The organism is Metasolibacillus meyeri (assembly GCF_003049505.1).
Lineage (GTDB): Bacteria > Bacillota > Bacilli > Bacillales_A > Planococcaceae > Metasolibacillus > Metasolibacillus meyeri.
Window position 1 is genome coordinate 1 of sequence record NZ_PYWN01000112.1, and the last position, 11,959, is coordinate 11,959.

Sequence of the window (11,959 nt, forward strand, 5' to 3'; positions counted from 1 at the left end):
ACGTAGAATAAACTTTTAAAAACGTAGAATAAACTTTTAAAAACGTAGAATAAAGAGCTGTCTGGAAAGGCGAGACCTTCCCAGACCAGCTCTTTATTCTATTATATATTGCTTGTACTTTTGATAATCTGCTTCCTTCAACTCAATATGAAGCAATGTTCCGTGTTCCTCATACGCTGTGCTAAAAATGGTTGCACGCTCATTTAAATATGAAACAACCGAGCCTGCTTCATAAGGAATGAGCATTTTACATACGATATAATCCGCAAAAATATGTTGACGAACCATCGTTATAAGCTCCTCTAAGCCAGCGCCCTCCTTTGCAGCAATCCACAAGTTATCCCCACTCATAAGTGGATATTCTACGCCTGCTAAATCTGACTTATTATAAACATAAATTGTTGGAATATCTTCTACACCAACCGCTTGTAATGTCGTGTTTGTCACATCCATCATAAAACTGTATTCCGCATTCGATACGTCTACAACATGTAATAGCAAATCTGCCTCCCGTGCTTCTTCGAGTGTTGAACGGAATGCCTTTACTAAATGATGCGGTAGCTTACTAACAAATCCAACTGTATCTGTTAATAAAAATGATTTACGATCCTCTAGCTCAATATGGCGGACAGACGTATCTAATGTAGCAAATAGCATATCTTTTTCAAACACTTGCTTATCCTCTTGCTGCCCTATTTTAGCTAAGACCTGATTCATAATAGTTGATTTTCCCGCATTGGTATAGCCAACAATTGATACGACAGGCACTGCATTTTTACGGCGTTGCTTGCGCTGTGTTTCACGCTGTGCCTTGACATGCTCTAAATCACGGCGTAATTTCGCAATTTGATCCTCAATTTTTCGACGATCCAGCTCAAGCTTTGTCTCCCCTGCACCACGGTTTTTAAAGCCTCCTCCAGTACCACCACCTTGGCGTGACAGCGAGGCATGTAAACCCACCAAACGTGGTAGCATATATTGCAATTGTGCGAGCTCTACTTGCATTTGTGCCTCTTTCGTTTTCGCGCGACGGCTGAAAATGTCCAAAATAAGCATTGTTCGATCGATAACCTTACATTCTAGGTCACGCTCCAAGTTGCGAATTTGTGATGGTGACAATTCATCATTAAAAATAATAATATTCGCATCTGCTTCCTCATAAAATGCTTTAATTTCTTCGATTTTCCCTGTGCCTACATAGTGAGAAGGTGTAACACGCTCTAAATTTTGCGCCACGCTACCTATTACTTCTACATCGAGTGCCTGTGCTAAATTCGCCAGCTCCTCCATCGAATAATCAAAGTGCTCATCGTTTTTTAAATTGACACCAACTAATATTCCGCGCTCTTGTATGCTTTCAATTTCTTTCATCGTTGTATCGTCCTCCTAGTTGCCATAATCCTAACATATCACATATGTTCAAGGCTATTATGTTGTGGAGTATATAAGAAAAAAGCTGTAGGAAAGTCGGACTTTTTCATCCAACTTCCTTACAGCCTCCTATTTTCTTTCTTCTTTCATCAATCGAAGTGTTTCGTCGAACTCTGCCTCGATTTGAGGATTCTTCTTATATGTTGCAAGAGACACGACAACTGCAACAATTAACGCACCGAAGAAACCTGGTACAATTTCATAAAGTGCATCTGACAATGCAGGGATTCTTCCCCATACAAACGCGATTACGGCACCTGTCACCATTCCAGCTAATGCACCGATATTCGTTAGCTTACGCCAGTAAAGTGATAGTAAAATGATTGGTCCAAATGCAGAACCGAAGCCAGCCCATGCAAATGACACTAATTTTAAAATAGAGTTTTCAGGGTTCCATGCTAATACAACTGCAATAATTGCTACAACTAGTACAGCTAAACGTCCCATAAAGACATAGTGCTTATCACTTGCAGATTTATTAAACAAAGCTTTATAAATATCTTCTACAAGTGCAGAAGATGTTACGATTAATTGTGAAGAAATTGTACTCATAACTGCCGCTAAAATCGCAGCAAGCATAATTCCTGCAATGAATGGATGGAATAATAATTGCCCCATTACGATAAACACGGTTTCCGCATCTTTTAATTCCCCTAAACTTGCGGCATTTTGTTGATAATATGCGATACCAACTAATGCTGTTCCAATCGCACCTGCTAAACTTAAAATCATCCAACCAATACCAATACGGCGCGCTTCCTTCGTTTCCTTAACAGAATTAATCGCCATAAAACGTACAATGATATGTGGCTGACCAAAATAACCAAAGCCCCACGCAAGCGAAGAAATAACACCTGCTACAGTTGCAGTTGATGCAAATAAGCTTAAATGCTCCGGATTTACAGATTTAATGGCTTCTACTGTTTCACCAATACCTCCCGTATAAAATACACCAAATAATGGAACAGTGACTAATGCTAAAAACATGATTAAGCCCTGTAAAAAGTCTGTGTAACTTACAGCTAAAAAGCCTCCAAATAGTGTATAACCCACCGTTACGCCTACAACAACAAGTAATCCTACATGGTAATCATAGCCGAAAGAGCTATCAAAAAATTTCCCTCCTGCGACCATACCTGATGACACATAGAACGTAAAGAATACTAAAATGATAATACCTGATGCAATACGAATTAATTTTGTATTATCGCGAAGACGATTATCTAAATAACTTGGAATTGTAATCGAATCATTTGACACCTGTGTATAAACACGTAAACGTGGTGCCACAATCAACCAGTTTAAATAAGCACCGACCGTTAAACCAATCGCAATCCATGCCTCCACTAAACCTGACAAATAGATGGCTCCTGGTAATCCCATCAATAACCATCCTGACATATCGGCTGCCCCTGCACTTAACGCAGTTACAGCAGGGCCTAATCCGCGCCCACCAAGCATATAATCATTTAAGTTGGTAGTTTTCTTATATGCATACCATCCGATCACTACCATGGTTACCATGTAAATAATAATAGCTAATAATTGAAATCCGTGATCTGACATACGTTTCCCTCCTTTAAAAATTACTTTCTGATAGAGAATTTCCATCAAAAAGCCTTATAATAAACATATAATTTATTTCATTGTAAAACAAGCAGTATTTCGAGCAACTCCCTCATTTCCTGCATAAAAAAACTCCTTTCACCTTTGTTAACTCTTGAGCAAACTTCTCAAGCGCATATCTGGCGCTGAAAGGTTACTGAATCAAGATAATTGCTCATTAAACTTAAATTCATTACTTGTTATACCCATTATCTTTAGCTTTCACACAAATAGTTATGTTACACTAATTTCAATTTTATTAATAAAGAAGGTATTGCTATGGAATTCCAACAGATGAAAGAACAATTTTTAACACTTTTAAATAATCAATCATTAATCGCTGCAACAATTAGTCAGCCTCGCTTAAAATCAAATGAAATCAAACGAGTGAAACTAAAGCCTATTGAGCTAAAAGGGATTTATACAATTCAGCTTGAATATCAATATGAGCGTATTTTAAAGCATGAAAACATCCCTTTAGAGGCATTTGTAGCACAGTTTGACCTATTGCTTGAGCAATTTCGCCAAATTCATGCACAGTTTACTGACCAAAATGTCCATATTCAATTATCAAAGAAAAATAAAGTATTATGGAAATCAGAGCAAACACAAGCGAATAAAAAAGCCGATTTAGCACATAATCGAAAAAAGCAGTATTTATTAGATGATACGACCATTCATCCATTCCTTGTTCGTCTTGGCGTACAATCTGACAATGGGACGATTAAAAAACAAAAATATGATAAATTTAAGCAAATTAATCGCTTTGTTGAATTTATTGATGATGCGCTAAGCTACTTGCCAAAAGACCGCCAAATTCGCATTTTAGACTTTGGCTCTGGTAAATCTTATTTAACATTTGCCCTTTATCATTATTTAAAAATCGTGAAGAATTTAGATATTCATGTGACGGGGCTTGATTTAAAAAAGGAAGTCATTGAAGAATGTAATCAAATCGCGCAAGATTTAGGCTATAATGACTTGCAATTTTTAGTTGGTGATATTCAAGATTTTAATGATGAAACGGCTGTTGATATGGTCGTGACATTACATGCATGCGATGTAGCAACAGATATGGCACTTGCTCGCGCTGTAAAATGGGGGGCGAGCGTTATTTTAAGCGTGCCTTGCTGTCAACATGAACTAAATCGTCAATTGCAATCACCAGCGCTGGAAATCATGACACAGCACGGGTTAATTCGCGAGCGTTTTGCCGCATTGGCAACCGACTCCATTCGCGCACAACTCTTATCGCTTGTTGGCTACGAAGCACAACTGCTTGAATTTATTGATATGGAAAACACACCGAAAAATATTTTAATTCGTGCTTACTATACAGGTAAAAAGCCTACTCCCGAAGAACGCGCTAAATACGATGACTTTATTCAATTTTTACATGCCCAACCATTTTTACAAAAAGAACTACAAAGTTATTTGTAAATCATTTATACCCTCACCTCGTTCTCTAAAATCATTACGACATCTGCTGAAGGAAAATAGAGTTGCAGCTCTATTTCCTCAGTTTTCATTACTAGGCGTAAAATACCAACAGCACACAATTAATTTCTACCTTTTTTAGTTATAGAAGGAAATATGTACCCACACACATAATTTACATTGCCTTTACAATCGAGATTTGCTTATTGTATACGTTATATTGTTATTGCATACAATATGGGCAAAAACCCTATTATATCAACATTTTCGATAGATAGGCTTGGCCACCATTACGCATATATATGAAATATGAACAAAATAAATATTACAGCAATGTAAAAGTTGTAAATGCAAAAATAAAATTATATTGATTTCGTTAAGCTTTTGTTATTATTAGGAGAGAAAATTTTCAGATATGCTTAGGAGGCATCCCATGTTTAGTTCAAAGAAATCAGATCCATTTTTTACAGCACTTCATAAAATTGCTGAAAATATGAGAGAAGCTGTTCATTATGCAAATAATTACCGCATCGAAACAGTAGCAGACTTAAAAGAAATTAGCATTCGCATGAAAGAATATGAAACATCTGGCGATAAATTAATTCATGAATTAATCGTTATGTTAAATAAATCATTTATGACACCCATTGAACGTGAAGATATTTTAGCACTAGCTATCCGCATGGATGATGTTTTAGATGGAACAGAAAGCTGCATTGCGCACTTCGAGATGTTCTCATTAAATGAAATCGACGATTCAATGCGCGATTTTTTAGGCTATATCGTAAAAAGTGCTGATGAACTTGTAAAAGCAATGGAACTTTTGAATAAAAAAGATTTAGTCGGTATGCGTCAACACGCAATTTTAGTAAAAGACTACGAACGTCAATGTGACGAAGTATTACGTTCATCAATTAAAAAATTATTCCTAAACGAAAAAGATCCAATTCGTTTAATTAAATTTAAAGATATTTATGAGCAATTAGAAGAAGTAGCTGATCATTGCCAAAACGTAGCGAATACAATTGAAACAATCATTATGCGCAACGCATAACAGTAGGAGAAATAACTAATGGAAACAATATTAATTCTTACCATTTTAGTCGTTATTTTTGCCCTAGCATTTGACTTTATTAACGGCTTCCATGATACAGCAAATGCCATTGCAACTTCCGTATCTACTCGTGCCTTACCACCACGTACTGCGGTATTAATGGCAGCGATTATGAACTTTGTGGGGGCGATTACGTTCGTTGGTGTAGCAAAAGCAATTGCCAGCGATATCGTTGACCCATTCGCACTATCAACACCAGGTACACCACTAATTGGCTCTGTCGTTATTTTAGCAGCACTATGTGCAGCGATTACGTGGAATTTATTAACTTGGTACTATGGTATTCCATCAAGTTCATCACATACATTAATCGGTTCAATCGCGGGTGCCGCGATTGCTGCTGCTGGTTTTGGCATTTTAAATTACACTGGCTTCATTAAAATCCTTCAGGCACTTATTTTCTCGCCATTTATTGCTTTAGCAGTCGGTTTCTTAATGATGTCATTGTTTAAAGTCGTATTCAAAAACATGAACCTTTATAAAACGAATAAAGGCTTCAGAACAATGCAAATTGGTACTGCGGCATTACAAGCATTTACACACGGTACAAACGATGCACAGAAAGCGATGGGTATTATTACAATGGCTTTAATCGCTGGTGGACTTCAATCAACAGATGAGGTACAAGGATGGGTACGTTTTGCCTGTGCACTTGCAATGGGTCTAGGTACTTCTGTCGGTGGTTATAAAATTATCAAAACTGTTGGTGGTAAAATTATGAAAATCCGCCCAGTGAACGGAGCAGCAGCTGATTTATCATCTGCAACCGTTATTTTTAGTGCCACATTGTTACACTTACCAGTATCAACAACGCATGTTATTTCCTCTGCCATCATGGGGGTAGGTACTGCACAACGTGTAAAAGATGTAAAATGGGGAACAGCCCGTAAAATTGTTGTTACATGGGTTATTACAATGCCAATTTCAGCGATTATGGCGGCAGGCTTCTATTTCTTATTAAACATTTTCTTTTAATGATAATAAACCCTTGCATGCTTAGAGGATTTTCTAAGCATGCAAGGGTTTTTCTTTAAAAGTCGAAGACAAATTTAACTTATATACCCTAATTATGGTATAATTAAGAAAACATTTTTATTTTAAAGTAGAAGAAGGTTGAGTAATTTTGAAAAATAAATATATGTTTTATTTTATTTATCCATGTTTTTATTTGATATTTAGTACTATATATGAATTATCCTCTGAGCATGGAATTCAGTGGCATAAAAATTTTTCCATTTTTATTGTTTCTATAATCATTATCTGCTTATTAATACTTTTTAATAAATGGGTTAAGGAACCTTATCAACATAGAAAAGAAAATTAATATCCTGCTTTCCAAAGTCCTTTATCTATAATCATCACTGCAATAAAGAAATAGACTTTCTTAGCAGCTTCTTAAATTGCTAAAAATGTAACTTCCCTCTTACTTAAAAACCCTATAAACTCTTAAGTAAGAAAGGAGTTTCTATTATGCAGAAATTTTCTATTTTCGTTACGAAGTATGCGAAAGCAATTGTGAGTATTTGGATTGTCTTTTTCCTAGTCATGGGCTATTTTGCCCTACAGCTACCAAGCAAGCTACAAGGTGATGGCTTCTTTGTAAAGGATGACCATAGCAAGACGATGCAGGAATTAAGTGAAACATTCGATTTGCCAGCTAAAACTATTTTTGTCTTGTTTGAAAATAAAACAGATGATGAAATAACAGTCGCTCTTAACAAACTAGAACAAGTTAAATCAATTCAAGAAATAATCTCTCCTATTGGCATAGAGCAATTGCAAAATGGGGATTTTTCTTATGCTTTGCTGCATTTTGGCAATGATGTGGCAGACTATTTTCCGGTAGTTGATGAAATTCGTGAAATTTTATCCTATGACCAAGATATTTCAATTACAGGCGAACCTGCCATTTCAAAGGATATAAATGTAGCAAGCCAGAAAGATCTAATGCAGGCAGAGGCAATCGGCTTACCGATCGCATTAATCGTCCTCCTACTAGCATTTGGCACAGTTGTTGCGTCGCTCTTACCAGTGATTATCGGTGCTGCTACGGTCATTGTGTCCTTCGGTGTATTAACATTATTAAGCGGTACATTCGATTTATCCATTTTCATTTTAAATATTGTCCCAATGCTTGGGCTCGCTTTAAGTATTGATTTTGCTTTGTTATTTATTAATCGCTACCGCGAGGAACGCCATACCAAAAGCATAGAGCAGGCTGTTCAAATTGCGATTCAAACAGCTGGGCGCTCCATCATTTTCTCAGCGCTATGTGTCATGATTGGACTCGGTGCAATGGTTGTTATCAAAGTGGAAATTTTCCAAAATATCGCATTAGGTGGCTCAATCGTTGTTTTTTTAGCGATTGTTTCGGGTTTAACATTGCTACCCGCAACGATTATGCTTTTAGGTGATCGCTTAAATAAATGGCGCATTTTACGTGTTACACAAAAAGCAACGAAATGGCAAGCATTTGCTGCCTTCGTTATGCGTAGACCATTGCTCATTATTGTTGTAGCACTTGCTTTACTTGGTGCCGCCATCATTCCGGTGAAAGATATGGATTTAACTATTCCATCAAAGGAGTCTTTGCCAACCTCTTATGAATCCCGTGCAACATTTGATAAGATGGAAAGGGCATTTGATTTCGGCGCAGATGCTGTCGTTTATTTGCTAGCAGAGCGCTCTAACGGTTGGGATAATGAAGATGGCTTAACAAAAATGCTGGATATTCAACAACAGCTTCAACAAGAAGCGCTCGTTAAAAAAGTTGATTCGCTCTTTACTACAGCACAAATCGATGCTGTTGAAATATGGCAAGCTGCTAATATTGATCCAAAGCTACAAGCGGTGCAAGCACATTTTATTCAAGAGGATAAAATGTATATGGCGGTGTACTTAGATGCAAATGGCTCTTCGACGGAAGCACAAGACTTTGTGCGAGAATGGAAGGATAAAGATTTAGGTGTTCCCTTTACACTAGCAGGTGCACCGAAATTCAATCAGGAAATTTTCGATGAAATTGCTAGCAAAATTGGGCTCGCTTTAATCATTATTATGATTACTACATTCATCATTTTAATGATTGCCTTTCGCTCAATTTTAATTCCTGTAAAAGCGATTATTATGAATGTAATTGGACTGGCCTCGACATTCGGGCTCATCGTTTATATATTCCAATACGGTCATTTAGGTATTGAGGCTGGAACCGTTGTGCTGATTATGCCTGTAATTGTTTTTTGCTTAGTATTCGGTTTGAGTATGGATTATGAAGTATTTTTAATTTCCCGCATTCAAGAGGAATATTTGAAAGGCGCGGATAATACAACGGCGACGGTTGATGGACTTGTTTCCACAAGTAAAATTATTACGTCTGCTGCTTTGATTATGATTGTGATTACGGGGGCGTTTGCTTTTACGGATGTTATGCCTGTTAAACAAATCGGTGTCGGCATTGCGATTGCTATCGCCATTGATGCAACGGTTATTCGTTTAATGCTCGTACCTAGCTTAATGAAATTATTTGGTGACTGGAATTGGTGGTTACCTTTCGCTAAGAAAAAATAGGGGAATAGTAGCGACTCGCTCGCAAGAAAAAGCGCATGAAGCCAAAATTGACTTCATGCGCTTCATTTTACTTAAAAATACCTGTATACCAAGCTTTTGCAGCTTGCACTTCTGGCATTGTTAGCTGATGGCCATCGTGGAACCATGCCGTTTCTACATTTGCACCGTGTGCTTTTAACATTTGCTCTAATTGCTCCGATTCCTGTGCTGGGCACATAAAATCATTCGTTCCAGCGCCAATCCACACATCTACATGTTGTAAGCTGGGAATTTGAGCATCTCGATTTGGCACCATTGGGTGATGTAAAATCGCTGCACGCAATGAATTTTCATGATGGAATAATAAGCTACCAGCAATATTCGCTCCATTTGAATAGCCAATAGCAATAATTTGATTGTGATCGAATTGGTAATCCACTGATGCTTGCTGAACGAAATCATGTAGCTCCTTTGTACGGAAAAATAAATCCTCCATATCAAATACACCCTCGGCAACTCGACGGAAAAAGCGTGGCATACCGTTTTCTAGCACGTTGCCACGAACGCTTAAAATATTCGCATTCGCATCAATTTCCTTTGCTAAACCGATTAAATCGCGCTCTGTCCCACCTGTACCATGTAGCAATAATAATGTACGTCCATTTGTGCCATGCTCAAAAATATGCTGCATGCTTTCCACCCTCTCATTATCTCGAATTCAAGACAATTATAGTTGGTGCTTGCTCTGGTGTCAATAAACTTGATTCATCCGTTGTTTTCGGCTCACCCTCTGGTTGCTTCGGCTCATAATATTTGAAAAATAGTAGCATAGCAATAACAATAAGTAGCGATACGCCAACGATTATGCCAACAACCGTTAGCGCGAATTTCTTTCCATCCATTTATGGCTCCTCCTTATTTTGAAGGTCTAAATCCTTCTTCTCGTAAATAAGCTACAGCTGCCTCGCGCGTACCGAAAGCTTCCTCTAAATTATCTTGATGATAAATAGCCCATGCGCGATTTTCATAAATCAGCTCTAACACAGCACCCTCACGTGAACGCCAGCTTTCTACAATCGGCTCTTCTTCCATATCTTCAGATAAATAGCTGATTGCAGCTGCAACAATATCGCGCAATGCCTGTTCATCATAATCACGAATATTCACAAGACCTTTGTCGCTCGCCTCCGCTTCATATTGAAGCAAATCACCAACGAAAACAAAGCCATTACCATTTGGATGTAATTTTTCCACAACAATTGTTTTTTCATATAGGCTATTTTCAAAATGATAATTTACACGTTTTAATGAGATTTCTTTTTTTGTTAATTCAGGGAATGTTTCAATAATCGCCTGCTTTTGTTCAAATGTTAGCATATACTGCTCCTTTATAATGTTTTTGTCGCCGCATCTTTAATTTTCGTGCGCTGTTCATAAATATTTTTAACTACAACTTTAATGACCGCATATGTTGGAATTGCGATTAAAATTCCAATAAAACCAGCAATATTACCTGCTGCTAAAATGATGGTAATAACCGTTAATGGATGGATATCGAGTGATTTCCCCATCACGTTTGGTGTAATCAAATTACTCTCGATTTGCTGTGCAATCAGCGTAACGGCTAATACCCCAATAACTAAAATTGGCTTTTGGATAAGGGCAATAATCAATGCCGGAACTAGTGAAATCCATGGTCCAATGAATGGAATCATGTTCATAAAGAATGCGAGTATCGCTAATAATAATGCGTAATCTAATCGAAGAATTAAATAACCTATAAACATCATTGTTGCCAGTAAAAAACTGATTAACACTTGTCCTTGTACATAGCTGCGCAATACGGAATCAATATCTACTAATGTTTTCTGAATCCACGTGCGACGTTCACCGCTAAATAAGCTATAAATGCGAGGAGCAAACTTCTCATGGTCCTTCAACATAAAAATAAAGAAAAAGGGGACAAGAATAAGCGTGAATGTAGCGGATACGGCTCCACTAACCAATGTCACAATCATTTTACTTCCTGTTACCGCAATATCTTGGATGGAATCTGTAAGATTGTTCACAAATTCCTCTACTTGCGGTGGCCAATGGTCTTTGTTTGTGACATAATCCGTTGCCTCTTGAATTTTTTCACCAATATCTGGTGCACTCGCCACTAAATTATTTACCTGTTTCGAAATTGGTGTACCGATTAAAAATAAAAAGCCTGAAATTCCCGCTACTAGCAGAACCACAATAATAATTAAACTGCCCCATCTAGGCACACCGCGTCTTTCAACAAAGCGCTGTATAGGCTCTGTTACATAATAAAGCACCCCACCTAATAATAGTGGGATAAAAACCGTTTTCAAAATAATTACAAGCGGCTTAAAAAGCGTGCGGATTTCCATAAAGTATTTCACAATCAGTAGCGATAATAGCAAGCCAATCCCTACTTGAAACCATAATTTTTTTGTCATATTTCCACCTCGTTCATCATCTATCTACTAGCAATAATCGCATATAGATGAAAAAAATACAATCACTGAAGGCTATCTGAAAATTCATTTTTAAATACGGTGCTTGCCAAAAATGCCAAAGTCTCTTCTAAGCAACTAAAAATTTAGTACTTTTCAAGAACATAAGCAAAAGCTTCAAACAGAAGTGTCCCAAAAAACTTTTGAAGCGAGTGTTTTCAGGTTATCCAGTTCAAAATAATGATTCGCTCGTAAGATAGGTGATTTCGCACAATCAATTACGCCTCGGCGTAATTGTGTCGGGATTTTGAATTGTGCTTGCACAATTGACTCCTTTCAAAATCCCTGACATCCGCCGGAGGCT

At 37.4% G+C, this 11,959-nt stretch carries 10 protein-coding genes; 4 read left to right on the forward strand and 6 right to left on the reverse strand.

From position 1 onward, the window contains the following. Positions 1 to 93: 93 nt before the first annotated feature. Together hflX and putP are read right to left on the reverse strand one after the other, a co-directional pair. Positions 94 to 1,371 carry a GTPase HflX gene (gene hflX, locus C9J34_RS15820; RefSeq protein ID WP_107841151.1) on the reverse strand — a complete coding sequence of 426 codons (1,278 nt, stop codon included), beginning with the start codon at positions 1,369 to 1,371 and terminating at the stop codon, positions 94 to 96. Between the two features lie 129 nt (positions 1,372 to 1,500). Then, positions 1,501 to 2,997 (reverse strand): sodium/proline symporter PutP, encoded by a 1,497-nt coding sequence (putP, locus tag C9J34_RS15825; RefSeq protein ID WP_107841152.1) that lies wholly within the window; start codon positions 2,995 to 2,997, stop codon positions 1,501 to 1,503. Positions 2,998 to 3,315: 318 nt separating this feature from the next. Between putP and C9J34_RS15830 the strand changes: the two genes are divergently transcribed. From C9J34_RS15830 to C9J34_RS15845, 4 genes are all read left to right on the forward strand, one after another. After that, positions 3,316 to 4,476 carry a class I SAM-dependent methyltransferase gene (locus tag C9J34_RS15830; RefSeq protein WP_107841153.1) on the forward strand — a complete coding sequence of 387 codons (1,161 nt, stop codon included), beginning with the start codon at positions 3,316 to 3,318 and terminating at the stop codon, positions 4,474 to 4,476. A 430-nt stretch (positions 4,477 to 4,906) separates the two neighbouring features. Continuing rightward, positions 4,907 to 5,527, forward strand: coding sequence for a DUF47 domain-containing protein (locus tag C9J34_RS15835; RefSeq protein ID WP_107841154.1), 621 nt, complete (start codon positions 4,907 to 4,909; stop codon positions 5,525 to 5,527). An 18-nt stretch (positions 5,528 to 5,545) separates the two neighbouring features. Then, positions 5,546 to 6,562: an inorganic phosphate transporter gene (locus C9J34_RS15840; RefSeq protein WP_107841155.1), complete on the forward strand. Its 1,017-nt coding sequence runs from the start codon at positions 5,546 to 5,548 to the stop codon at positions 6,560 to 6,562. A gap of 495 nt (positions 6,563 to 7,057) precedes the next feature. Then, entirely contained in the window at positions 7,058 to 9,154 is a 2,097-nt protein-coding gene (locus C9J34_RS15845; RefSeq protein ID WP_107841156.1) for an MMPL family transporter, read from the forward strand. 67 nt (positions 9,155 to 9,221) lie between these two features. Here C9J34_RS15845 and C9J34_RS15850 read toward each other — a convergent pair whose 3' ends face one another. From C9J34_RS15850 to C9J34_RS15865, 4 genes are read right to left on the reverse strand one after another with little or no spacing between them, the layout of a single operon-like run. Next, positions 9,222 to 9,824: an alpha/beta hydrolase gene (locus C9J34_RS15850; RefSeq protein WP_107841157.1), complete on the reverse strand. Its 603-nt coding sequence runs from the start codon at positions 9,822 to 9,824 to the stop codon at positions 9,222 to 9,224. A gap of 16 nt (positions 9,825 to 9,840) precedes the next feature. Then, positions 9,841 to 10,035, reverse strand: coding sequence for a hypothetical protein (locus C9J34_RS15855; RefSeq protein WP_107841158.1), 195 nt, complete (start codon positions 10,033 to 10,035; stop codon positions 9,841 to 9,843). 13 nt (positions 10,036 to 10,048) lie between these two features. After that, positions 10,049 to 10,510: a hypothetical protein gene (locus C9J34_RS15860; protein ID WP_107841159.1), complete on the reverse strand. Its 462-nt coding sequence runs from the start codon at positions 10,508 to 10,510 to the stop codon at positions 10,049 to 10,051. An 11-nt stretch (positions 10,511 to 10,521) separates the two neighbouring features. Next, positions 10,522 to 11,598, reverse strand: a complete 1,077-nt coding sequence (locus C9J34_RS15865) for an AI-2E family transporter (protein ID WP_107841160.1) — start codon at positions 11,596 to 11,598, stop codon at positions 10,522 to 10,524. Positions 11,599 to 11,959: the final 361 nt, after the last annotated feature.

Excerpts from the sequence above, each read along its gene's own strand:
- C9J34_RS15830 (WP_107841153.1), top strand. The coding sequence starts at position 3,316 with ATGGAATTCCAACAGATGAAAGAACAATTTTTAACACTTTTAAATAAT.
- hflX (WP_107841151.1), bottom strand. The coding sequence starts at position 1,371 with ATGAAAGAAATTGAAAGCATACAAGAGCGCGGAATATTAGTTGGTGTC.
- C9J34_RS15840 (WP_107841155.1), top strand. The coding sequence starts at position 5,546 with ATGGAAACAATATTAATTCTTACCATTTTAGTCGTTATTTTTGCCCTA.
- C9J34_RS15860 (WP_107841159.1), bottom strand. The coding sequence starts at position 10,510 with ATGCTAACATTTGAACAAAAGCAGGCGATTATTGAAACATTCCCTGAA.
- C9J34_RS15835 (WP_107841154.1), top strand. The coding sequence starts at position 4,907 with ATGTTTAGTTCAAAGAAATCAGATCCATTTTTTACAGCACTTCATAAA.
- C9J34_RS15855 (WP_107841158.1), bottom strand. The coding sequence starts at position 10,035 with ATGGATGGAAAGAAATTCGCGCTAACGGTTGTTGGCATAATCGTTGGC.
- putP (WP_107841152.1), bottom strand. The coding sequence starts at position 2,997 with ATGTCAGATCACGGATTTCAATTATTAGCTATTATTATTTACATGGTA.
- C9J34_RS15850 (WP_107841157.1), bottom strand. The coding sequence starts at position 9,824 with ATGCAGCATATTTTTGAGCATGGCACAAATGGACGTACATTATTATTG.
- C9J34_RS15845 (WP_107841156.1), top strand. The coding sequence starts at position 7,058 with ATGCAGAAATTTTCTATTTTCGTTACGAAGTATGCGAAAGCAATTGTG.
- C9J34_RS15865 (WP_107841160.1), bottom strand. The coding sequence starts at position 11,598 with ATGACAAAAAAATTATGGTTTCAAGTAGGGATTGGCTTGCTATTATCG.